A 25,508-nucleotide genomic window follows, 5' to 3' on the forward strand; every position below is an offset into this window, starting at 1 on the left:
TAAAAAATGGAAAACTTAGAAAAAATGGCTAGTTTGATTGGCGATATGTTTTATAAAGTTTTTGATTTAATTTGAACTTTAACCATTCCCGGAACAGATATTCGCATTATTATTTTTCCGCTAATTATGCTTGTGATAAATCTTGTAATTGGTGGTATTTTAGGTATTCATATTGAACGACCAAAAGTTGGTTTTCGTAAAAAATATCAAAAATCAGTTGCTAATTGAGGAGTCAACAAACAAGTTGGTAATTTTCACCACAAAAAAAGCGGCCAAATTACCACAGTTAGACAAAATAAAAATTTTAAATCGTGAAATAGTAAGGGTGCATAACTTAAAGGTAGATAATGAAAAAGACCTTTTTTCATTCAATTGTAAATTCATTATACATTTATTAATCAAATTTGCAAAACAAAAATTACAAACTTATTAAATTCGCACATTTTTAAAAATATTAAATTGAAAAATTATTGTTTAGTTTATATGTTCTTCCATTTAGCATGTTTTTAAGCACGGCCAGCGAAAATATCTTACTTTAGTCAGTACCTTCAAGAAATAAATTAGTTTCATCTCATAACAGCAAATGCTTTTCTTCTAATATCGGATAATTATAATCTAATAAAGACATATGCCCTAATGAAAGCATTTGTTTATCAGTAATCGGAAAAGTAGAAATCGTTTTTCAACCACTTAATAAATAAGAAGCTAAAACCATTAAAGCAGTTTTTCCAGTCCCTAAGGCACCAATAACTAAATTTAAAGGCGAATTTAATAAGAAATTAATAAAACTACGACGAGCAAAAAAATGAGAAATTTTAGTATATAAAATATACAAAGCAATTAATAAATAAATAATATCAAATAACATTCGCCAACTTTGGGGATTATAATAATACAAAATCGCACCATAAAATCACGCAATAATAAATAAAGTGCGATTTAAAGCAACAAAATCATATAATCTTAAATTTATTTTTTTAAACAACAACATCTCTAAATCACACTTTCTTTATTTTTATTACTATCTGCCGGGCATTAATTTTTCAAACATTTTGAAAGCAATTAAAAATAAACCAATAATCACGCCAAGCAAGAAAACTCAATATGTAGCAAAGAAATTAACGACATTTGGCATATTACCACCAATAATATCAGTTCAAATATTACCGAACGCTTTAATTAATGCTTTTCATAAGTTAGTAACCGCTTGTTCACCAGTAATAGCTACTGCTGGTGCTTCTGTTAAGAAAGTTCTAATCATACAATCACCTCCTTTCTAAACAAAATATGATTTAACCTTATAAAATAAAATAACCATAAATAAGACAATGAATACTAATACCATTCAAAAGGCAATGTTTGCTATTAAAAGTCAAAGTAGTTCTTTGGTTAAATCAATTTCTTTACCAGAAACTCACGCCGGAATAACTTTAATTTGAATAAATAAATCTCAAAAATACAATTTTGTCATTTCTCAATCTAAATCTTTTCAAGCAACTAAAAACATAATAATTACCGCTTAAAAGGTCAAAAGAGTAGAAAAATAATGGCTGAAAACAGCATTACAATTATTAAAATTGAAAACAAAAATACAACTTGGGGCGGTAAATCAGCGGTTGGATAAATTAATTCAATTAGCTCAATAATTATTTTTTTAAACATTTTCTAAACCTACTTTTTAATTTCTTTTTCATCTTGTTCTAACAAATTTCGTTTAAACTTTGCAATAAATATTCGTTGTGCATAAGTAAAATCTTTTGGTAGCTGTTTTGCTTCACTACCATATTTCTTTTTATCTTTAAAAAACCGATAAATATTAACCGCAATATAGTATGCTAGTAATAATGTTAAAATCGTAAAAAAACACTAATCCAAAAATACTCATTTTTCTTTTCTCCTTAATTTTCTAATTTTTTAGTACACAAATTATAAGCACGAATATCTCAATCATAACTATTTTTCTTTATTCAAGCTCGAACACAAACTCACTTTTTACCATTTAAATCAGTTCTAATTAAATGAATGACATTTTTACACGCTCAAAATCTTTGTTGTAATCCGGTTTTTTTATTAATAGAATATATAAATTCTCGATGATAATTTTTATCTTTTAAATTAACTCATATTTTCATTTTTTAACTCCTTTAATTTTCTACAAACAATTTGCTTAGGCAAAACATTATGACAAATATAAGCAGTTTCACTTGGTGGATTTTTGTAAACTATACCATTATAAGCAATAAATTTTATTCTTTTATCAAAAACTAATAACTCACACTGATCTATTTTTTCTCTAATTGGTTTTAAAGCAATACTTACTAATGGTATTAACATCGCAAACGGTTTACCTAAATTAAATAAATGTTCTATTACTTGCTTTCTTTTACTAAATGGAGGGTTAGAAATAATATAATCATATCTATCCACATCACTTTTAATGTAATTAAAGAAGTCAATTCCGTCGTCAATATGACTATTCCAAACTTTATGTCCATTTTTTTCTAAAACACATACAAATTCACTATCAATTTTATCAAAAGGACATAAAATAGTACTATTAGGTTTTAAAAATTCTAAAATTGGTTTAATCGCATATTCCTGTGTATATCATTCATCATTAACATTAATTTTATTTAATAAATTAGAATTTAACATAATTAACTATTAATTCCTTTCTCTAATTATTTCTAATTTGTCATTCGCTACTTTTAATTCTTATTTTTTAATTCATTTTTCTTAGTTGATTTCTAAATCTTAAACTTTCTAACGAAGCATAATTTTTACTCTCAAAACCTACATAATCAATATTTTTAAATTCATAAATTACCCCACACATTTTAGTTTTAAACTTGTTAACTGCTGATTTTAAGTACTTTACAAATTCAGAATTTATGGTGCGATTAACAATATTATTCAAAGTATCGGTAAATACTTGTTTTCTAGTAATAGGATTTTGACAGTTGTAAGAGAATTGATAAGCCTTGATATTTAAGTCATACTGATTTAATGATTTTTCATTCAAGACATTTTTAGTAATATATTTAGAACAGTATTTAACAACTGCTTCATTAGTATCTTGTTTAACAACCAAATTTTTATTCAACCCATAAGGTCAGTGTTTAAGAACTAATTTATTTGGTATTTTTTTATCAAGTAAAATATGAAAATGTATAGCCCCTCTTTGTTGATATTCATATGTATAAAAATATTTAATTTCTTTATTCTTTTTTTTAAAATAATATTTTATATTTCTAAAAAATTTTTTTAATTCTTTTTTACATTTTTTAACATCTGTTTCATTTAACTTATAAGTCAAAGTTAAAAATGTAAGTTCTTTAACTGAAAAATTATGATATGCCTTTCTAACAGCACTACATTTAGCACGCACATTACTATTTAACATTTTGGTTTCTCGTTCGCCTTTATTCTTTAAGCCACTAACATTACGAGTATTTGCTTTAATGCGTTCTAAAGGCATAATAACATTACGAATGTATTGACCGTAATAAAATGGTTTTCATATAAAAATCAGTCGGATTTTGAGCTTGTAAATTCATATTTTTTGCTCCTATTTTAGGTTTTCGTTCAGTTGTGTTATTTAATCAAGTAATAGTCGGCTTCGCCGACTACCCGCTAGCGGGCGGAGCATACGCTTTCCGCACCGCTTCGCAGACCAAGATGTTTATCAATTAACTGGACAAGTTTTTTTGATTTTTTGATAATTCAATTTTTTGCAAGTTAACTATTTTGGGGTTTTTATCAAAAGTTAATTCGCAACTAAAAAATGATTTAACATTTTCTTTTAACAGTTTATAAATTTCTTGTTGTTCTAGATTGTTATCATCAATTCATAAGGCTTTTTGTTCGCCGGTAGGCTCAAATAAGTCATTTTCATAACGCAAAAATTCGGCAGAATATCCTGACATAGTAGAACCATCTTTGTTTTTAAATATTTTTCTTTTTATACTAACTAATTTAACTTTAAACATTTTTTAAACTCCTTTTATTTTTATTAAAATTTTTTTAAACTATTTTTGATAAAATTAATTTATCCATTTCTGAATTTAAACACTAAACAAGTTTAAGAAAGGAGACAAAAATGACAGTAATGGATAAACTTTGAAATTCTGTTTTAATTGTTTTTGATAAGATATGACAATTAATTAATAAAGCAGTTAATTATTATCTTCAAAGTACTGATTGACTAACAATTTTAATAATTATTTTACCAATATTTTTCACCATTTTAACTTCCCTAATTTACAAACTTTTTAAAAAATAAATAAATTATATTAAATTTACTTGTTTAGTGTTTAAATTCAGAAATGAATTTTTTTATTTATAATTTATCGTTCCTTTCAAAATTAAAAACCGTTTTCATCACAAGAATTACAGATTCCAACTGTATTTTTATTACCGATGACATAGCTTTCGTTGTCGCATTCAATACAAAATATTACTGCCAAAAGAATATACCCCCAAATAATTTATAAAAACCAAATGTGCAAAACATCTGTGGTTTCTACATAAAATTTGAATGGGGATTATTGACAATATCGGTATTTAATGCTATTGCTATTCTTAAAATTGGACTCATATCTTTCAAATGTGTATTATTAATAGCATTAGTTACTTTTAATTCATTACCAAAATTTCAAATTTCTTCAGCTGTTAAGGGTTTTCCTTTCATTTTTATGACGCGATTTGCTAAACATAAAAAAATATTATTATTACTATTGTCCATATTTTTGCTCTCCTTTTCATTTAATATTTTGGTAATATTTTCTTTCTCAATATTATTAACTTGTTCAGCAAGATATTGTTCATTTTTAATTACATTTTTTGATACATTATCCATAAAGTGTTGTTGTAAACTAAACTTTTGATAGTTAACATCAGAAATAAAATTTGAATGGGGATTATTTTGAATATCATTAATTAAAATAATAGACAGTTTTGAAATTGGCGTTTTTGACATTTTTTTCATTTCATTAATAAGATTAGTAAATTTTAATTCATTGCCAAAATTTCAAATTTCTTCTACTGTTAATGATTGCTTTTTAACTTTTAATACTTCTTTAGCAAAATCTAAAAACATATTTGAAATTCCTTTCTTTAATTAATAAATTTTTATATAAATTTCTAATAATGAATTTAAGGATATCTTTGTTCATTAATTGCATTATCAATAATTTCTTGTTTTAAATTAAATTTCTTATAATTAGCATTCATAATAAAAATGGAATTTTTATTAGTTTGAATATCATTTACTAATATCATTGCTAATGTTGAAAGGGGGCGCTTTGATAATTTTTTCATTCTCATCATACTATTCATAAGTTTTAATTTTTTGCCATATTTTCATATTTCTTTGATTGTTAATGGTTCTTTTTTAAAAATTAATACCTCATAAGCAAAATCTAAATAAATATAATTATGATTATTAGAAAAGTGATTTCCTTTTCTAATAAGTCTAATTAATTCATCCATTATCCTCAACATTTTACCCATTATGATATCCACCTTTTTTCTTGTAATAATTTTGAAATTTCAACAAATAAAACTACCATTCCATAAGTATCGCGTTCACAATACAATAACATATTGGTAGTATAATTATTTTGTCATTCCTTTAAACTAATAGTTTTTCAAGTCTTATTTAACTTTCTAAAAAAATCTGTATCTTTAATTTGCAATTCATTATATAATCGCTTACGAAATAAAGTTGATGCATCGGTTCCCTTTTGCACTTCTAAATCATCATAAGAAAATTCCAAATTAAAAGCCGGTAATGTTTTCTTAATTGAAAGACTACCATTAAATTCTGCTTTATAAATTGCAAAGTTTTTAAAAAAATCCATTAAATCAACTGTTCGTTCATAAATTTGCATTAAGATTTCTTTATGAATGGGATATAATAATGCTAATTTTTTTAAAACTTGCTTCTCAAAACTTTTATTATATGCAACATAAGTACCTAAGCCATAGCACATTAAATCATTAATTAATTTTTCTACTAAAATTAAGCGGTGATCATTTGCGCCATCAGCTAAATAACTATAATGTTTAATATTATGTTTCTCTTCATTAAACTTATTATCCAATAAAATATGAACCGAATATTGAAACGGAATTTGTTCATATGGTTTACTATTATAATATTTAGGAATGGCACTTTTAACAGTTTCAAAATCATACATATAAATGGGATATTGATATTGTTGATATGTTTTTTGTAAATATGATTTTGCTTTTAAATCAAGGATAGATTCTTTTCCTTGAATTACTTTAATTTGTCGAGATTGATTGTAACTAAATTTTTTATTTAAAAGCAACGGGTTGGTTAAATCTAATAAATTATCTTCATAATATAATTTAGCTTTTTTACTTTTTGTTAACTGATAAAGATTAAATATTGTATGTTTTTTAGGCAATTTAGAATAAATATGGTTACAGTAATCATAATTGCCATTATTTATGACATTGACTAGTTTTTAACCACGCTAATATTTTGTCTTCTGGCATTTGAAAAATATTTTTAATTTGTTTAATATCTTCGTTAAAATCGCGCTTTCTTAAATCTTTTTGTATACCATTCATAATATTTTCTTGTTTTGCACCAGTAGTTGTTAAATCATAATCATTTGTTAAAGTAAATAAAGAATCATAGTCTAACGCAAATTGATGGATATAATTGCTATTTAAATGCATTAAATAAATATTTTTAATCTCAATATTGCAATTAGTTAAAATATAATATTGATAAAGCACATCATAAAAATGTTCGCGATGGACCTTAGTTGTTGCCTTAACTTCAATTAAGTCTCAGCCGGTACCATTTCGTTTTAAAATATCAGGTTTAGTAACACAGTCATTATATTCAAATCGTGCTTCAAATAAAATATCAATTGACGAATCTTGAATTTTTTCAATAGTCATTTTTGCTCCTAGATGCCTGTCATAATCATCAAAATCAAAACAATTATAATTACGAATAAAATATTGTTTAGCATGATAACCAGTTTCAATACCATCAAGAACAGGCTCACTATTAATTGTTTGCAATTCATTATTATTTAATAACTCTGATGAATTATTTTTTTCTAAAAAATCATTTTCTGGTAAGTCAAAGAAATAAGTTAATTCCTTATTATATTTTAATATTAAAGGATGATTTTCTTTTCGCAAAAGAAGTGTTTTTTTAGCACATTCACGATAGTTTTTATAATCTTCCTTATAAATCTTATTTATAACTGGTAATAATATCTTATTCTCTTTCTGCATTGCTAAATAATCTCTTCCTTTCTTTTTGTTTGTTAGATATTTAGAGATAAAAAATGACTTAAATTTTAATTAAAATTTAAGTCATTTTACTTCCTTTTTTATTGCAGAGTACATTCCTGAACTGCTATAGCTTTTTAAAAATTTTAAAAAACTGATGATTTTCAATTCTCATAAAAGTATTATGAAATATTAAAATTAAAATAGCAAGGTTATTTTTTCTTTTTATAAAAATTGCTAATCTTTTTTTGTTTAAACTAGTTTTTTCTATGATGTTTTTTGTAAGATGAGAACATCTTTTCTTTGAATAATAAAAATTGAAATAAAGTATGTTATGAGAAGAATAAATAATACAATGCCAACTGTTAATAATAAAGAAATTAATGAAATATGAGTTAGATACATAATTCCTGAGAGTTTAAATATATAACCACCTACAATATATCAAGTTAAAAATGAAAGCCCCACACCACCAGCAAAGAAAAGAATAACAGCAATTAAATACCAACCAATAATTAAACTAACAATTTGCTTAATATGATAACCGAGAATTTTCATTGTCGCAATAATAAAAATATTATCATCAATAATCATTGAAACTAATAAAATTAAAACAATAATTACTACTACTAAGGTTACATAACGAATTGTATCTAAAACACTACTAATGATATTTAAAAGATTAGTAATACCGTCTTTTGCTAAACGAATAATAAGAATGCTATTAAAATTAGCAGTATTCTTAATTCCTAATGTTGGAATGTTAGGTTCTTCTTTTATTAATGGTGGTCTTACTAAATTGTTTTTATTGTTGTTAGTACTAATACTATCAATTGTGACAATCGGAATACTATCTCTTTCATAATAAAGTCCCATTGACCGTAAGGGTTGTAATACTTCATTTTTCCCCATTATAAAGTTATAAAAATTATTATTTTGAAAATCATTACCTTCTTTATTAACATCAATAATGTCATAATTGTCACCATTCTTAATAGCTTCACGATAAACAAAATATTTCGCAATTAGTTTTTCATTAGTGACAATAGTTCATCCATCGGTAGCATTATCAATAATACCAACAATTTTAATATTCATATCTTTAATTCAAAACATATTAAAATTATTAATAATATCACCGACTTGATATTGATGCTGATAATATTCAGCATAACTACGAGAAACAAGAACTGGTAATATGCGACGCTTAGCATCATAATCATTAGGATTATTAAAGTAAAGTTGATCAATGTATTGATCACTATGTTTAATATTTAATATGTCTTGAAAAGATTTTTGATTTACACCATAAACAAAGGCATTAAATCCTGAATTAATCTTTTGAATCGCGTTTAATGTGGGAACATTGAAATAATAACGATTCATCAAATAATCTTGTGTATTATCATATTCTACATAATTAAGGGCTAAATCAATATTTTCAATATTAATATTAATATTGGTATTTTTAAAATCATCAATAATGTTTAAAAAACTCATAATGTCTTTAAAATTAAATTCAGATGGTATTTTTTTACTAAGTTCAATAATTAATTTCCGATTTTTTAAAATAATAGCTATTGTGTCACTACTAACATTAAATTTATATCGTTCAGGAATTTTTATTTGTAACGCTTTAAGACGATTAAATCATTTCATAAGTTGGTTTTGTTTATCAACATTTAACTTTTGAAATATTTGAATAAGACTAATATTAGGATTTTCATTTACAATTTTCTCAATGTCACCGAAAATTTCTTTTAACTTCTCATTGTCAATAGTATTAAAAACACGATAAATAGTTGCTTTTTTAGTATCAGGTTTTATTTCTTCATCTTGTCAATCAACGAGATAATATGCAAATTCTCTATTTGAATTGTGGTTATAAACATTAGATGTCTGAGGAACAATTATATCTTGTAAAGCAATATATTCATATTGTTGATTGTAAAAATAAGTAGTTGTTGCCGATTGTTTTGTATTGTTAGCATTAAATTGGTCATAATCAGTAATATTACGATATTGTTCATTATAGCTGTTACTGCCAGCAACTTTTCATTCGGAATGAAAACTATCAATTTTATGATTCATTGTATCCACAGTTAAATATTGTAAAAATAAAATAAACGAAGCTAATAACAAAATACTACCACTTACTAATCATTTTCCAAATGATTTAGTAAAAAATGCTACTGAAAGACGAAATGAAAACGGAAATTTAACTACTAATGCTTTAAAAAAATGTGCTGCTAAATAACCTTTACTACTATTGGAAGCATAAATTAATTGTAGTACGGGTATTCGTAAAAGAAAGGTTGTTAATCCTCAACAAACAAAAGTAAATAACAATGGTAAAAAGATAAAAAATATTAATAAAATTTTAATATCAAAATAAATCGTTACAATGCCAAAATTATAAATTAACATTGCTCCTGAAAATTGCTTTTGAAATAACAATGAAATTCCAAATCCTAAAATAGCCGCTAAAGATGTAATAATAAAAATTGAACCAATAAAATTAAACGAAATTTGTCAACCTTTATAACCAAATGATTTTAAAATTCCAATTTGAGTGCGTTGGTCATTAATTTCTTTACGAATAAAAAAAGATACAATTAAAACTAATGCTGACATTGAAATAAAAGTTAAAGCAATAAAAACAATACTTTGAATAATTAAATTACTTATTAATTCATCACTTATAACTTTAATAAAATTTTTATTAACATCTTCAATTAAAGTTTTTTCTTTTAATTGCTTGTAAATATCTTTTTGAGCTTGAACTTCATCACCACTAATTGTTAAATAAATATTAGAATTTTCAAAACTACTTTTAGTATCATTACGAAAATGATCATCAAATAAAAGATCAAGGGTAGTATAAATTACGCCATTATCTTTAGGACTTAACTGTTCGGGAATTACTGTTTGAATTAAACTATTTTTTTGAATAAACTTTGTTGTATAACTATTTCCGATACCGACAACAATAAATTTATTATTTTTAATTATAAATGAATCATTAATTTTAATATTATGGACATAACTATAAGTCTCACTAATAACAATTTCATCATTTCTTATCGGAATTCGTCCTTTAACAATACTAACAGGATTATTATTAATTAATCCAATATTTTCTAAATCAAAACTAGGAACAATATCAAATTCCTGACCATTATTATTTTGGATGCGTCCTTTAAAAAATAATGAACTTTTAATATTTTTAGAGTTTGTTGCCATTAAAATTCGCCAATTACGAATGCTAGTTTCACGAAGTGGAACTTTATCACTATCTTTATTTTGAGTAATGACAATTAAATGGATTGAACAAAGCATTGGATCAATAAAAGGTTCTTGTTTATTTTGATTTTCAATTTGACAATTAAAACCTTCATTTTCAAGTTTTGCTAACATTAGCATTAATTTAGCATTATTATTTTCAAAAGGAATGCTAGTATGTTCTGTCAAATCAATAGTTGTATTGCTACTATCATTAATTAACTTTAATTCTGAGGGATTAGAAATACGATGTGTTGGTCGCAAAGGATTTTTATAGATTAAATCATATTTTGATGTAATTTGTTGATTGTTAGCAAACATGGCACTAAAAATGCTAATTGCTAGCACCAGCAAAATTAGTAAACCAATATATTGTAAAAATCGTTTCTTAATAGAACGAAAAGAGTTTTTTAAAAGAACAAACATCTACTTAACCCTTTATTTGGCAACACTGACAATAAAGTGAATATTATTGGGTTTAATCAATATTGATTCATTAATATTATTAATAATGTGGTTTTGTAAATGTTCGCAAAGAGTTTCTAAATTTGTCTCTTTATTTACTTTTAAAACTATTGATACCACTCATTGTTCACTAAAAAAATTAATTTTAATATTTTTTCTCTGAATATCTAATGCTGGAAATGATTTTAAATATGAAATTAATAATTTTTTAATAACTAATTGACTAATTTGCAAGGTACCACTTTTATTTGTCAGAACAGTTAACTTCACGATATCACTCCAAAAATCCACTACTTTAAATTTTTAATATTTAATATTTTATTTTCCAATTTCTAAAATTTTAACTTTATATTTTGTTTCTTTACCTTTAATTTCAACAATATCATTAACACTGTGATCAAAAATGGCTTTAACTAAGGGAGTCTCATTAGAAATTTTATTTTCAAAAGGATCAGCCTCCACAGTACCAACAACTTTAAATGTTGATTTATCATTAGTTTCTAAATTAAGAATAGTTACTATTGAACCAATTCTAATGGTTTTAGTTCCTTGACGATCAGTAGCAATAACTTTAGCACGAGCTAAAGTATCTTCAATTTCTTTAATTCGACCTTCAACTTCAGCTTGGCGATTTCTTGCTGATTCATACTCAGCATTTTCTGATAAGTCACCTTGGTTTCGTGCTTCAACTAATTCTTTAATTACTTGTGGACGAATAATATTGATTAACTCATTTAATTCTTGATTTAATTCTTCTTTACCTTCTTTAGTTAGCAAAATTTCATTATTGTTATTATTATCTTCCATTACTTTGTCTCCTTTATTTAATATGTATTATAACATATATTATTTGTCTTTTTTTGCTTTTGCAAGATGCTGTAAATAATCAAAATAGTTTTGTAAAATTAATTGAGCTGCTAATTTATCTTTATTCATTTTTCGTTTTTTCCGTGAAACATTAGCAGTTAACATTATTTGATTAGCCGATCGTGATGTTAATCTTTCATCTCATAAAATAATTTCGCAATTAGTTTTTGTTTTTAGTTGCAAAACAAAATCTTCAACCATTATTGTTGTTGTACTTTTAGTTCCATTCATATTTAAGGGATGACCAACAATAATTATATCAGGATTTTCTTGTTTAATAAATTGTAATACTAAATTAATAGCTTGAGAAAAATTATATTCAGGAAAATTAATTGTTGTTTTTGATAAACTAATAATTCCTTGACCAATAGCTAAACCAATTGTTTTGCTACCCACATCTAAGCCTAAATATTTCATAACGCATCTTCTTGTTTTAATTGTTGTAATAATTCTTGCATTTTTATTTCATTATTAAATCCACCTAAAGCTAATTGCATATTTCCGCCACCAGAACCTTGACATTGTTTTGTTAAAGATTTAACAATTGTAACGGCACTTAATCCTTCTTTAATTAAAGATTCACTAACAACTACTAATAACGAATTTTTTGTATTAATATTTTTATTAGTAAAAATAATTACTAATTTATTATCTAATAACCGATATTTATCCGCTAATAACTTTAAAGTAGCAATTGCAAGATCATTAAATTGATAAATTAAAATATTATATGTTGGCAATGAAATAATTTCCAGATTTTGATATTGATTAATTTGTTCTTTAATTAGTTTTTGTTCAGCTTTTTTTTCTCATTTTTTAAAAGCAATTTGAAGTTCATAATATAATGTACGCAATTGTTTTCATATATCATTACTAATATTATTCATACTAGTAATGGTATTAAATAGTTGTTCAAGATAACTATCTGTTAATAAATTTTTATTATATTTTGCGAATTTTTCAGCACTTTTTGTTTTTAAATCTTTAATTTGTTCATCATAATAATTATTAATTGTTTGTTTTGATGTTAAAGCTTGAAAACGATAAATACCAGTTCCTTTGGATTCAATACTAGTAATTAATAATTGTTCAATATCACCTGTATATTTAACATGCGTTCCCCCACATAATTCAATAGAATAATTACCAAACTTAACAACACGAACTTCTTTGTCATATTTCTCGTTAAAAAAAGCCATAGCATTCATTTTAATTGCTTCATCATAACTAGTAATATAAATTTCACAACTATCATTTTGCGCAATTCATTTAGTAACTAAATCATTAATAGCTTGTAAATTTTGGGTTGTAATTTCTTTATTGTAAGCAATATCTAGTCGTAAATATTGATAGTTATTAAATGAACCAATTTGCATGGCATCAGCACCTAAAATTTCTCTAATCGCTGAATGCAATAAATGAGTTCCCGAGTGATTTTTCATTCCATAATTACGATGATGATGATTAATAACAGCACAAACAATATCATTAGTTTTTAAAGTACCGTTAACTTGGATCCGATGAATATGTTGCTTATTGGGTGCTAATTTGACATCAATAACTTCGCCAAGCATTGTGGCATTACTAATTATTCCTGTATCGTTAGCTTGACCACCTTTTTCAGCATAAAATGGTGTGGCATCAAGTATCACATCAACAATATCATCTTTAACTGATGTTAACATTTCTTCACCATAAAATAAAACTACGACTTTAGCTTGCGGATTTTCTTCTACTTCGTAACCAATAAAAATGCTAGAGATTTTTAAATCTAATAATAATTTATTTTGCATATCCATCGCTTCAATTTGTTGATTACTTCGTGCATTACGAGCATCTTTTCTTTGTTCTTCTAATAATTCATTATATCTTACTAAATCAATAGTAATTTTTTTTTCACTTGCTAACTCAATAGTTAAATCAATCGGAAAACCATAAGTATCATATAGTTTAAAAGCATTTTCAGCCGTAATTGTTTTTTCTTCAATTAGCATTTCATTAAAATGATTAAGACCTTGTTTTAGATTATTAAAAAACTTTTCTTCTTCCTTTTTAACAGTACTAGTAATAATCTCTTGTTTTGCTTCTAAATGAGAATAATAATCTTTCATCAAGTTAACAACAATAATAACTAATTTATATAAAAACGGTTCATTAATATTCAATTTATGACCATAAACCATTGCTCGACGAATTAAACGGCGAATAACATAACCGCGATCTTTATTACTAGGAAAAACACCATCACCAATAGCAAAAGAAATCGCTCTAATATGGTCACTAATAACTTTAAACGCAACATTAATTTTTGTTTGTTCATTAGGTTTTTCAAAAATATTATTTGGAACATAAGAAACTTTAACTAATTTAGTAATGTCTTCAATTATCGGTAAAAATAAATCAGTTTCAAAATTAGTAGGTACTTCTTGGATTATACAAGCTAATCGTTCTAAACCTGCTCCTGTATCAATATTTTTACGAGGTAAATCATGATAATTACCTTGCCCATCATTATTACTGTCTGAAAAAACAATATTTCAAATTTCTAAATAACGATCATTTTCAATATCATCTTGCAATAACTTCAAACCATAGTTTTCTTTATCTCAAGCAGTTCCCCGATCATAAAAAATTTCCGTATTTGGACCACAAGGACCCTGACCCATATCTCAAAAGTTGGTATCACGACTCCCTAAAATAATCCGATTTGAATCTAAACCAATAACTTCTTTTCAAATTTTAATGGTATCAGTATCATCTAGAAAAACAGTAACAATCAGTTTATTAGCATCAATACCTAATCATTGTTTACTAGTTAAAAATTCTCAAGCAAAAACAATAGCCTCTTTTTTAAAATAATCACCAATTGAAAAATTACCTAGCATTTCAAATAAAGTATGATGTCTTGCTGTGTAACCAACATTTTCAATATCATTAGTTCGCAAGGCCTTTTGTGAGTTTACTAATCGTTGATGAGGTGGAGCTTTTCTACCATCAAAATACGGTTTTAAAGCTGCAACGCCAGAATTAATTCATAATAATGAATTGTCATTAACAGGAATTAATGATGCACTAGGTAAAGCATAATGACCATTTTTAATAAAGAAATCAAGAAATTTCTGTCTAATCTCACTAGTTGTTAAGTATTTCATTAATTTATACCCCTTTAATTTAAAATTTATAAAAGCAATTTCTTATTATAAATATCGTTAGCAACTGCTTTAATTGTTGCTATTGTTGGTACCGCAATAATCATTCCTCAAATACCAATAATTGCCCCAAAAATAGAAATTCCCATTAATATTGTCACCGGATGTAATTTGGTTACTCGTCCAAAAACTTTTGGATAAACAAAAGCATTTTCAATTAATTGAACAATAAATGCACCAACTACAGCAACAATCATTGGTACCCAACTAACTAATTCATTTGTTCCTGATGGTGCTACTAAAGCATCTAATACTCCCGCTAAAGCAATGGGAACCATTCCAATAAATGGTCCCACATAAGGGACAATATTAGCAAAAGTCATAAATAAACCTAATACCGCAAAAGAACTTTTATATGTGGAACCACCCGCCACATAACCAGCAATAACTATCATAATAGTTGTAAAAGTAAACATATAACTCATATCAATTAATATTCCGCGACCATAACCAAATAAAGATTTTTGCAAAGCATTAGCAATAATTTCTTTGCGTTTGATATTTTTCCCAGGAATTAATTGCGTTTTTAAAAAATTAGTAAATGATTTATCGCCACCTAACAAAAACATTGTAATCATAATCGTAATAAATAAACCATAAAAAATACTAGCTATCGTTCAAAAATAGCGATTAAGAAAAATATTAGTTAAATTGGAGGCTGTTGTATAACCATAAATTGTATTAATAATATCAACTAAAAAAGTTGCTGAAAAAAATCATTGTGCTGTGGCGCCAAAACTAAATAGTAACTGATACATTTTCCCTAATTTGTTACCATCAAAAGCAACACCAATTTTTGCATTATTAATTACAACTTCATTTACTAAATTTAAATCATTGTCATCTATAGTAATGTTATTTGCTATTAACCATGCTTTGATTTCAGTATATAAATTTTTAAAATATTCACTAACAGTATCTAATGATGGTTGTTTTAAGTAGCGCAAATAATCAACAACAAATTTATTAGTTGAATCCAAATAAATACCATAGTCATTGCGTAATTTTGTTAATAAAATTTCCCAAGCACCTTTATTATTAATAAGTGCTTTAGTTTTAATTTGACCTAATATGTCTTGTCAATTATCTTTTATTGGTGTTCAATCAACATTAGTTTGTAATCGTCATTGTTCAGTTTCTGTATCATAAGCAAAACCAAAGATATGTGATAAAAGTGATTTATTTTGATCAACTCCTGTACCTTTTCAATTATCTAATCTTTCTTTAATAACTGAACTATCACCTAAGAACTGACTAATAAAACTTACAAATTGGTCAATAAATAATCAAAGCAAAAAAACAATAATAAAAATACCAATAATTAGAGAAATAAAAAAAGTTAAATATTTTGCCACAGTTTTATTAAACTTTAATTTAATCAAACGATAAATTAACGGATTGAGACCTCAAATCACAGCTAATGCTAATCCTAAGGGAATAAAGGCTAAAATAACATTAAGAATAATTTGATCAGCACCCGTAAGTTTTAATAATAAAAGAACTACTAAACAAATTAAAATTATAAATAATCATCTTGTTCATTTGTGGTCAAAACTAATAGTAAATTTGGAAGAATTACCTTTACTGTTACCATTATTCGTTTTTATTTCAATGTTTTTAGTATCTGTCCTTTCCATTTTACAAATCGTTCCTTAAAATATTTTAAAAAATAAATTTACAATTAAAATTATATCATAAGAAATTAAATTTATTAAGAATACCTAAATGGTCGTTATGTAAAAAATTATTTGTTTTAATAATTAATATTTGATAATATAACTACATAAGATTACTTTAGATTTTTCTATTAAATTTACTAAAAAACAGAGAAAGGTTAATTTAGGATGCCAAAATTTTTGCAGTTTTTCTTCATACCTATTATTATTTCAATAAATTCAAATAACTTCAATAAATTAATAAATAAAAGTGAACATATTGACTTTAAAATTGAAGAAAAAATTGTTTTTCAATATTTAATCAATCTTTTCAATCGCAATGAAAAAATTCAAATTTATAACTATAATGATTCTAACTATGCCTATCAAAAAACTATTGAAGATAATCTAAAAAAACAAATTATTAATATTATTAATAAAAAACCCTTTGTAAAAGTTAGCGATTCTTCTGGTGAGAAAATATACTTTATTAAACAAAAATATTTAGATTTTAAATTTAAACTAAGTCAATATAATGAATTTAAAAATTATTTAGAAGTTGAATTATGATATGGTAGTTTGCATAATGATATTGAAATTAAATTAGAAGAACAAATTTCCAATGATAATATTATTGATGCTTTAATTCATAAAATTACTTTAGAAAATGACGGTAATTTAATTTTTATTAATCCAAAAATTTCTGAACAATATTGATTACAAAGTATTAATCAAGCAATTAAAAAATTTACTACAAAACCAAAAATAACTATTAACAATTCTATTATTAATATCCAAGCAAATGATATTAATATTATTTCCTTTAAAATTAATGATGTTGTTAATAACAAACTTTCTTTAATGATAAGGTTTAAAGAAATTAAAAAATATTTTCATTTTAAAACAAAATATTATTGAGATCATAAAACAAATAAAAATTTTATTATTTCAAAATTAAAAAATATTAATATTAATATCAATACTCCTAAACAATGAGATAATACAATAATAACATTAATTAAAGATGAAATGATTGAAATAGCTAATCCAGAAATTATTAATCACAATGGATTTAAAATTGACTTAAATTTAGATAAATATATTAATATTATTTTAAAAGAACCGTTTACTATTCATAATTCAAAAAAGACATTTAATATAGCAATAAAATATTTAAACGAAGAAATAATTCATACTAAAATTTCTTTTAATGGCAATGTGTCGGAAGTAAACCAAGAACTTTTAAAAAATATCAAAGAAACTTTAGAAAATAATATTAGTTTTGACCTTGCAGAAATAAATTTTTCTAATTCAAATAATGAAATTTTAAAATTAAAAGAAATTATTAATAGAACTTTAAATGAACAAGTTACTAAAAATAGTCTTAATCCCATTTTTCCTCATAAAATAATTAATAATACAACAATTATTAATTATTGATTAAAAAATGAATATCAAATTGATAATTCCATAACAGAGTTTATTATTAAAATAAAAGAAAATCATAGTCAACAAGATATCAAGGCATCTATTCCCTTAATAACAACTAGCAATAATAATTTAGAAGTTAAATGAAATAATATTTTTCAAGATAATTTTATTGCCTTAAATGAAATGAATCCAACTAACAAAACCTATTTTATAAAAGCATCAGCTTTTAGAGAATTATATTATGAAAATTATTACTTACGACCTGAAATTGAACTTCATAATATTTTAGCAAACTTTAAAAACTACTGATATATAAAAGCCATTTGACAAGAAATTCTTGAAACTTTTAATAAAAAAGTAATTTATGAAAATAAAAAAATAATTTCTGCAAATCAATTTCAATTCAAATTAGCTACCCCTACTCATTTAAAACTTGAAGATGATATTACTACCAGATACGCTAATAAAATCAAACATTTACTACAAACAGAAATTAGTAATAAAAATAACCAAATAGCAAAAAATAACTATAATGCGATTATTATTGAAACGGAAATTAAAAATTATTCACAATTAAAACCAATATTTAAAAATGAAGATAATCATTTTGTATTTGTAATTCCAATTTTAATTGATATTGAAATTAATGAATAATCTTTAAATAAAATTGAGGAGTGCTATTAATGCATAAAAAAAGCATCAGTTTATTAATGTTAATAATAATCTATTTTATTAATATTTCTTTACCACTAGTGATTTCATATAATAATAAAAATATCAATCGGATTTTAAAAGCTAATACTAATGAATGAATCGCAATGGAACCAATAATAAATAAAGACTATAACTTAAATCCTAACGATGTTGCTTCCATTCATAACGCTATTTCGCAAGAAATGAATGATATTATTCCTCGCTTTAATAACAACGAAACTGATACACAATACTATCGTGCTGGTTTCTTATTAACTGAAGAAAAGGAAAATCAACTTGGAGTATTTTTATATTTTAATAATTCCTCTTCAATTCAAGTTTATTTCCAATATTTTAAAGATATAACTAAAGCAGAAATTATTAATGTTATGAAAAATAATTCATTGGCGAAAATTCTTCATCTTCAAGATGAAACAGAACTCCAAAATATTGAAATGTTAAGAGATACATTATATTCATATATTGGTAAAACGATAAATGTTCAAAGAGAATTAATTAATATATCAAAATTAAGATTAAAATTTATTAAAATAGAACAAAATCCGCATAATCCTAATTTTTGAACAGCTTATTTTAACTATTTTAATAATGCTGATTTAATTCCTTTACAAATTTATATTTTTAAACCTCAAAAACAGCATCCCGAACTACCTACTTCTATTACTAATAATAAAAGAAAACAATTTATTATTAAAGTTATTGAATGATTTAAAACTGTCTTTAATGTCACTATTAGCATTGCAACACTTTTATCACTCTTAGCATTAGGAACAATTGGTAATGGCTTGGGCATTGGCGGGAGTTTATCACTTTTACAAGCAGGCACTAGTTTAATTTCCACGGCACAAACTAACACTCTAGATATGTTTAATATCTCACGAGAAAATACCTTCAATACCGAACTAACCGAACTAGAATATGATATTAGTGATGAATTAACGTCTCTCTTACCTTCAAGAAATGAAACCACTAACTTTATTGAAACCACTATTAAAGAACCACAGGCACCATTTAATTTTTTAGAAAATACTGCTAATCAATGAAAAACTATTTCAAGAATGAAACAAGATTCTCAACCTTTAAATTTTTCAAAGATATTAGCATCCTGAGATAATTATCAAGAAGAAATTTTTAGATTTATTACGAATATTTATCCTTCTAATATTAATCATAATATGGATTATTTACGATGAGGTCGTTTTGACAAATATCGGATTGGTAAGATTAAATATACCTTTAGTAATTTTGAATTTAATATTCCTTTAGAAAATGTTCGTTTTACTAATCCTAGTTCAGAATTAATTACTGCATTTAAAGAAAAAGTAAAGGATATATTTCAAGGTGTTAAATTTAAACTTAATGAAGTTCAAAATTGTAAAAATAATTCTAATTTAATGTCCTTATTAATACCTTATTTATTAATAGGAAATTCTGGTGTTATGATTCAAAATGAAAAACATTATTTTTCAACTGATTCATTTTGAATCAGCAATTATGAAATAATTAATAACGAAAAAATAACTGTTTATTTAGAGCATATTTTATTTAATGAGCCACTAATGATTTCATTTAATCTTTTTTAAAATTCATTTGAAAGGAAAATATTTATGAAAAAAAAATTAATTACTTTTTGCTTATTAATATTTAATTTAAATCAATGAGTTACTTTACAAAATAAAAATATTAATCCCCTTTTAAATAAAAACTTAGTTAATTATTCATCAGAACAATCAGTATGAAATCAACTAGATATTTTCTTTAAAAAAGTCCATAATTTAAAAATTAACTCAGAAACTTCTTATATAAAACTTGAAGGAATTATTGAAACTAAATTAAAAGCAATTGATGCTAATATTAGTGTTATAAAAAGTACTCGTAATACTAGAATAGTGAGAACTACAGAAAATGAATATATAAAAATAAGTATTAAAGTAAAATTTATTAATGTAATAAAAGATTATATTATAATATTAAAAAATATTATTGGTGGTTCACAAAATGTTCAAAATGAAATTAATAACTTCTTTAATGAAACTCATAATTGAAATTTAATTCAATTCCATACGGGTGCTGATGTTTTAGAAATACTAACAAATGAAATCATTGATAAATTAAATGATAAGCTTCAAAAAGTAAATATTAATTTAAAAGCACGATTAAAAACGATAACAAGAGAAGAGAAAATATTAGATGAAACTACAATCATTACAGAAATTACATTTGGTAATATTATGAAAGAAAAAAACATTTTTTTAAAAAATATTAAAAACTATCCTGATATTATTGGTACTATTGGTAATACATTACAACGAGAAGAAATTGATTTAAATTTAACTACCAATAATACTACTAAAGATGTTGAAGAAATTATTAAAGGAAAACTAACAGATATTAATGCTTATATTACTGTTAATGCTATATTAGAACAAAGAAATACTATTAGAAATTTAAATAAAGATAAAGATTTTATTAGATTATTTATTCAACCTTATAAGCAAAAAAGTTGAACTGGAATTATAAAATTAAAAAATATTATTGAATTTAAAAAAATTGATGAAGAAATTAATAATTTTGTTAAAAATGTAATTATTAACACTGATAACTCACAAGAAGAAATTTTAAGTAAAATGCAACAATTTTTTCGCATCAAAATTCATAGTAATATTCAATTACAATTACAAAATGAAAATTCTTATTTAAAGCCATTTAATGATAATATAGAATTTACACTTAATTTTGGAATTAATAGTTTTAATTTTAATGTTCATTTTAAAGATATTATGTTTGGAAATAATATTATAAATAAAATAAATAATTTTTTTGCTCAATGGCATGATTTACAAATAGCAAGTGTTAACTATGGTAAAAGTGTTCTTAAAAAAATAAATCGCAAAATAAAAGAAATTATTGATCCACGATTAGAAGTAAATTTTTTACCTAATAGTAATGATGCTGAGCGAAAATTAAATTATCCTAATGATAAATTTAAGGTAATGATTTTAGGAATTAAAACAGTATTACTAAGAACATTAAATATTAAAAATGTTAAATTAAGAATTGAACATAAAATTAAAGAAATTGATAAATTTTTTGAGAATAATACTTTTAATTTTAATAATAATAATCATTATCATTATGAAGAAATAATTGAAAAACAATTACAAGCAAAGGTTGATAAAAATATTAAAGTTAAAATTGATTCTTTAATTAAAAATAATAAAATAAAATTAGCTATTTTTATTAATGAAGAATTACTGTTCTATGAAATTAAAAGAAATTAAATAAATTTTATTGCTCAATATTAACCATTAAACTATAAATATAAATACTATTAGGCATTAAATAATAAGTATATTTAAATTCAACAAAGTTATCACCTTGTTTGTATTTATAACTAAAAAGTCGAAATAAATTTAATTTAAAGAAAAATACTTCATTTTCAAATTCAATTTTACTATCAATTATTTGTAAAACTTTTTCAATTCTTCAATAGATAACTGACTTTCAAAATAGTTCTATTAACTTTCAAAATTTTAAACTTTCGCTTGTAACTTTTTGTTCTTTTAAAAGAATATCAGAATTTTGTGTAAATTCATATTCTCAACTATCTTTATAAAATGTTTCATCTTCTTTTAATAATCGAAATGTAAATTGATGCAATTTATTATTATCATACTTATAACTAATAACAAGTTTATTTTCTAAAATATTGTGATAAAAACCTTTAATTGTAATCTTTTCACTACTTATTTTTTTATATTTATTAAAATCTAAGTCATTAGCAATTATATTATAAGCAACTTGATAATAAAGTTTTCATTTATTCTTAATTAATTGTAAAATTTGATTTCAATTATCTTTAACCTTAACTCATTCATTATTAAAAATGAAATAATTTTCATTACCAATAATACCATTAAATAATGCCATCATTGTATTTACTGATTGTTCATCAGTAATATTATGTTCATTACTTTGCTTAATATTATTACTAAAACCGTTACTATTAAAAAAAATTAAAATTATTCCTATTGTTTTAAAAATATTCATAATCTAAACCTCATATACTCGAATATCTTCTAATATTTCCATAAATGTATCATTAATTAATTCTCAATAATAATTTTTTTGGATATCTGGTGTTAAAAATCAATATGTAAAAGCTTCAGCAAAATACTCATTTTCAAAAAAGTATGGTGATGAATTAGCAGTTTTTCCAAAACCTCAACCATAATGACTAGGTAATGCTGTAAATAAAGCTAATTTTCTTTGCAATGCTGTTATTGAAGTAATTATTCCATTTGATGGAATAATTTTATTATATAAAATTTCAGCAAAGTTATATTCTCATATTCGTTGTTTTTGATAAATTTTTGGTGAAATATCACTAATAAGTGTATTTCTTGCTTCATCACATGAACTAATATTTATTGCGCGATTAAAATTAGCTTGCAAAATGCGATCATTAATAATATAAAGAAAATGAGCAAGAGCATGGCCTCATTCATGAACAATACTACCATATTCATCATTATTAACAGCACTAAAACCAGTAAGATAATCTTCCTTAGCACTAGTATCATAAATATCAGAATTAATAAAAATACAACTAAAAGGATAATCTAAAGACTTAGAAGGAACAAATGTAGCTCTAATTTGGGAAAAATCATTTTGATCTAAAGGTAAAATATTCTTACTGGAATTAATATAAATTCCTAAAAACATATTCATTAAACTTTGTGTGGGAATAAAATTAAACAAAAAATTAAAGATTTTAACTAAAGCATCTTTTAATTTTCTTTCATTTATAAAATCTACTCCTTGAATAATATTATCCTTGTGAACTCGGTTTACTTGAAATTGTTCATTCAAACTATTAAAATTAGGATATTGGATATGATTATAGATCCGATTAAATTCTAAAACTTTATTTTCGTTAGCTTTTTGATATTTCTTTTGCTCTAATGTTTCTAAAAATTTTTTATCAGTTTCAGATACTGTTGCTACATCTAAGACTCGTAACATATCAAAAGAATATAAGTTATTATCTAATAACTTTGATATTGTCACATTATCAATATTCCGATCAAAGCGAATTAAATCACTCATATTTACGATAGTATTACTAGAAAAATTAAAAAAAATAATAAATAATAAGATTTTTGTTGTCATATCTTTAACCTCTAACTAAACAGTAATTTCATTAATATATTCCATTTGCCTAACTAATTTTTATTATTATAAATTCTATTTCAGTTTAATAACAAGAATAGTTAAAGTTTCATAACTAAGTCTTCAAACTCAAAACTGTTCATTATTAAATTCAAGATAAAATGATTTGCCAGTTTCACTAAGTTTAATTTGAGGATTTCATTGCATATGGGTTAGGAAAAAATTAGATATCATTTGTTTTTTTTCGGTTCGTAAAACTTTCTCTAAACATTGTTGCCCTAAAATATTCAATAAAAAGAAATTATGATGCGTATTTAATAATTTATCTAATCAAATATGCATGATTTTAACTTCAGTAATTTTAAATTGGAGTTGTGTTTGTAAAATACCAACTTTAATTGTTATATTAAAATGATTATCATTCTTTTTAAGTTTTTCATTAATATTTTGCGAACTATGAAATAATTGAATTTTCGAATGAATATTCTTAACTAATTTTAATGCTAGTTGATAAGCATTGCTTCTGATATGACTAGTTGTTAAAAAATGTTGTTCAAAAGAAAATGATTGACTAAATAACGATTTTACTTTTGTCATTATTTCAAAATCTGATAAACCAATATTTTTTAATTTTATTGTAATGGAATTATTTATTTGATCATTAATTAATATATTATTAATATAAACCATTAAATAAATCTTTTGAGTTCCTGAGTTTAAATTTTTATTTTCATCAAAATAATTTCATAATTTAACTTGCACAACTTTACTATCATTACCTAAATAATTTTTAAGTTCTTGATTTATTTTATTAATAACATTTGCTTGGATATGATTAGCCGTAAAATTTCAATCATATTCAATTTCAAAAAATTTTTTTACTTTAATAATAAGGTGATTAAAATCTTCTTCTTCATTTATTTCTTCTTCATCATTTAAAGTCATAATATATTTATCAAGATTCATTATCATATTACTAATGATGATTAACATTTGCTCGCGTTCATAGTTTCCTAAAATTAATAAATTAGATATTATTAACCGATTATGTTTCACCTGTGTCATTATTGTTTTTAATTTAGTTTTTCAATCATTTAAGTATTTTAGTTTATTTACCTTATTAATTGATAAATCTTGAAAAATTTGAATTTGTAAGTTTTTAATTTTTGTAATTAAAACATCAATTTCATTTTGCAAACGAATAAATTCATTTAACCGGTATTCATTTGTTAAATTAGGGTCTTGAACAACTTCTAATTGTTCGTTTATTAATGTTTTAACATTTTTATATCAAGAATTAATATTAGTATCGTTATTAGAAAATAATAAATAATCATTTTTACTATTTATTATTGTAGCTACAACACTATTACTTCCTAATAAAGTTCCTATAATACTAAATAATATTGAAAATTTCACAATTAAGCACTCT

Annotated in this window: 25 protein-coding genes; 5 read left to right on the forward strand and 20 right to left on the reverse strand. The window is 23.7% G+C overall.

Going from position 1 to position 25,508, the window contains the following annotated elements:
• Positions 1 to 6 precede the first annotated feature (6 nt).
• Positions 7 to 333: a hypothetical protein gene (locus AAHM88_RS00910; RefSeq protein ID WP_342262936.1), complete on the forward strand. Its 327-nt coding sequence runs from the start codon at positions 7 to 9 to the stop codon at positions 331 to 333.
• Positions 334 to 535: 202 nt separating this feature from the next.
• Here AAHM88_RS00910 and AAHM88_RS00915 read toward each other — a convergent pair whose 3' ends face one another.
• The 7 genes from AAHM88_RS00915 to AAHM88_RS00945 all read right to left on the reverse strand — a co-directional run bounded on the left by AAHM88_RS00915 (position 536) and on the right by AAHM88_RS00945 (position 3,989).
• Positions 536 to 991: a hypothetical protein gene (locus AAHM88_RS00915; RefSeq protein ID WP_342262937.1), complete on the reverse strand. Its 456-nt coding sequence runs from the start codon at positions 989 to 991 to the stop codon at positions 536 to 538.
• Between the two features lie 30 nt (positions 992 to 1,021).
• Positions 1,022 to 1,261: a hypothetical protein gene (locus tag AAHM88_RS00920; RefSeq protein WP_342262938.1), complete on the reverse strand. Its 240-nt coding sequence runs from the start codon at positions 1,259 to 1,261 to the stop codon at positions 1,022 to 1,024.
• A 15-nt stretch (positions 1,262 to 1,276) separates the two neighbouring features.
• Entirely contained in the window at positions 1,277 to 1,507 is a 231-nt protein-coding gene (locus AAHM88_RS00925; RefSeq protein ID WP_338981367.1) for a hypothetical protein, read from the reverse strand.
• A gap of 391 nt (positions 1,508 to 1,898) precedes the next feature.
• Positions 1,899 to 2,132, reverse strand: a complete 234-nt coding sequence (locus AAHM88_RS00930) for a hypothetical protein (RefSeq protein WP_342262939.1) — start codon at positions 2,130 to 2,132, stop codon at positions 1,899 to 1,901.
• On the reverse strand, positions 2,116 to 2,655 hold the full coding sequence (locus AAHM88_RS00935) for a hypothetical protein (protein ID WP_342262940.1): 540 nt from the start codon (positions 2,653 to 2,655) through the stop codon (positions 2,116 to 2,118). The genes AAHM88_RS00930 and AAHM88_RS00935 overlap by 17 nt, the downstream gene beginning before the upstream one ends.
• A gap of 67 nt (positions 2,656 to 2,722) precedes the next feature.
• A complete protein-coding gene (locus AAHM88_RS00940) occupies positions 2,723 to 3,478 on the reverse strand; it encodes a rolling circle replication-associated protein (RefSeq protein ID WP_342262941.1) in 756 nt (251 codons plus the stop codon).
• Between the two features lie 211 nt (positions 3,479 to 3,689).
• Entirely contained in the window at positions 3,690 to 3,989 is a 300-nt protein-coding gene (locus tag AAHM88_RS00945) for a hypothetical protein (protein ID WP_342262942.1), read from the reverse strand.
• A 110-nt stretch (positions 3,990 to 4,099) separates the two neighbouring features.
• Here AAHM88_RS00945 and AAHM88_RS00950 point away from each other — a divergent pair, with 110 nt between their 5' ends.
• Entirely contained in the window at positions 4,100 to 4,282 is a 183-nt protein-coding gene (locus AAHM88_RS00950) for a hypothetical protein (RefSeq protein WP_342262943.1), read from the forward strand.
• A 240-nt stretch (positions 4,283 to 4,522) separates the two neighbouring features.
• On the opposite strand, the gene AAHM88_RS00955 is transcribed toward AAHM88_RS00950, so the two are convergent.
• The 10 genes from AAHM88_RS00955 to AAHM88_RS01000 form a co-directional block, all read right to left on the reverse strand.
• Positions 4,523 to 5,098 carry a hypothetical protein gene (locus AAHM88_RS00955; RefSeq protein ID WP_342262944.1) on the reverse strand — a complete coding sequence of 192 codons (576 nt, stop codon included), beginning with the start codon at positions 5,096 to 5,098 and terminating at the stop codon, positions 4,523 to 4,525.
• 56 nt (positions 5,099 to 5,154) lie between these two features.
• Entirely contained in the window at positions 5,155 to 5,511 is a 357-nt protein-coding gene (locus AAHM88_RS00960) for a hypothetical protein (protein ID WP_342262945.1), read from the reverse strand.
• The gene (locus AAHM88_RS00965; protein ID WP_342262946.1) at positions 5,511 to 6,434 is read right to left on the reverse strand and encodes a DUF2779 domain-containing protein; all 924 of its coding nucleotides are present in this window, start codon (positions 6,432 to 6,434) and stop codon (positions 5,511 to 5,513) included. Before AAHM88_RS00965 ends, AAHM88_RS00960 begins: the two co-directional genes overlap by 1 nt.
• Positions 6,435 to 6,471: 37 nt before the next feature.
• Positions 6,472 to 7,284, reverse strand: a complete 813-nt coding sequence (locus AAHM88_RS00970) for a Dna2/Cas4 domain-containing protein (protein WP_342262947.1) — start codon at positions 7,282 to 7,284, stop codon at positions 6,472 to 6,474.
• Positions 7,285 to 7,548: 264 nt separating this feature from the next.
• Positions 7,549 to 10,989: an ABC transporter permease gene (locus AAHM88_RS00975; protein ID WP_342262948.1), complete on the reverse strand. Its 3,441-nt coding sequence runs from the start codon at positions 10,987 to 10,989 to the stop codon at positions 7,549 to 7,551.
• A gap of 12 nt (positions 10,990 to 11,001) precedes the next feature.
• Complete coding sequence (locus AAHM88_RS00980; RefSeq protein WP_342190113.1) at positions 11,002 to 11,298, reverse strand: hypothetical protein; 297 nt, start codon at positions 11,296 to 11,298, stop codon at positions 11,002 to 11,004.
• A 48-nt stretch (positions 11,299 to 11,346) separates the two neighbouring features.
• Positions 11,347 to 11,835, reverse strand: a complete 489-nt coding sequence (greA, locus tag AAHM88_RS00985; RefSeq protein WP_342262949.1) for a transcription elongation factor GreA — start codon at positions 11,833 to 11,835, stop codon at positions 11,347 to 11,349.
• A 39-nt stretch (positions 11,836 to 11,874) separates the two neighbouring features.
• Positions 11,875 to 12,312 (reverse strand): Holliday junction resolvase RuvX, encoded by a 438-nt coding sequence (gene ruvX, locus AAHM88_RS00990; protein WP_338967206.1) that lies wholly within the window; start codon positions 12,310 to 12,312, stop codon positions 11,875 to 11,877.
• On the reverse strand, positions 12,300 to 15,047 hold the full coding sequence (alaS, locus tag AAHM88_RS00995; RefSeq protein WP_342262950.1) for an alanine--tRNA ligase: 2,748 nt from the start codon (positions 15,045 to 15,047) through the stop codon (positions 12,300 to 12,302). Before alaS ends, ruvX begins: the two co-directional genes overlap by 13 nt.
• A gap of 26 nt (positions 15,048 to 15,073) precedes the next feature.
• Positions 15,074 to 16,741: an AI-2E family transporter gene (locus AAHM88_RS01000; protein WP_342262951.1), complete on the reverse strand. Its 1,668-nt coding sequence runs from the start codon at positions 16,739 to 16,741 to the stop codon at positions 15,074 to 15,076.
• Between the two features lie 207 nt (positions 16,742 to 16,948).
• Between AAHM88_RS01000 and AAHM88_RS01005 the strand changes: the two genes are divergently transcribed.
• From AAHM88_RS01005 to AAHM88_RS01015, 3 genes are read left to right on the forward strand one after another with little or no spacing between them, the layout of a single operon-like run.
• A complete protein-coding gene (locus AAHM88_RS01005) occupies positions 16,949 to 18,844 on the forward strand; it encodes a hypothetical protein (protein WP_342262952.1) in 1,896 nt (631 codons plus the stop codon).
• 29 nt (positions 18,845 to 18,873) lie between these two features.
• On the forward strand, positions 18,874 to 20,487 hold the full coding sequence (locus AAHM88_RS01010; RefSeq protein WP_342262953.1) for a hypothetical protein: 1,614 nt from the start codon (positions 18,874 to 18,876) through the stop codon (positions 20,485 to 20,487).
• 24 nt (positions 20,488 to 20,511) lie between these two features.
• A complete protein-coding gene (locus AAHM88_RS01015) occupies positions 20,512 to 22,185 on the forward strand; it encodes a hypothetical protein (protein WP_342262954.1) in 1,674 nt (557 codons plus the stop codon).
• Positions 22,186 to 22,192: 7 nt separating this feature from the next.
• Here the strand turns inward: AAHM88_RS01015 and AAHM88_RS01020 are convergent, their stop codons facing one another.
• From AAHM88_RS01020 to AAHM88_RS01030, 3 genes are all read right to left on the reverse strand, one after another.
• Positions 22,193 to 22,954, reverse strand: coding sequence for a hypothetical protein (locus AAHM88_RS01020; RefSeq protein WP_342262955.1), 762 nt, complete (start codon positions 22,952 to 22,954; stop codon positions 22,193 to 22,195).
• Between the two features lie 3 nt (positions 22,955 to 22,957).
• Positions 22,958 to 24,076: a hypothetical protein gene (locus tag AAHM88_RS01025; protein ID WP_342262956.1), complete on the reverse strand. Its 1,119-nt coding sequence runs from the start codon at positions 24,074 to 24,076 to the stop codon at positions 22,958 to 22,960.
• A gap of 75 nt (positions 24,077 to 24,151) precedes the next feature.
• A complete protein-coding gene (locus tag AAHM88_RS01030; RefSeq protein ID WP_342262957.1) occupies positions 24,152 to 25,495 on the reverse strand; it encodes a hypothetical protein in 1,344 nt (447 codons plus the stop codon).
• Positions 25,496 to 25,508 lie beyond the last annotated feature (13 nt).

It is taken from the genome of Spiroplasma endosymbiont of Dromius quadrimaculatus, from assembly GCF_964031155.1.
Classification (GTDB): domain Bacteria; phylum Bacillota_I; class Bacilli_A; order Mycoplasmatales; family Nriv7; genus Nriv7.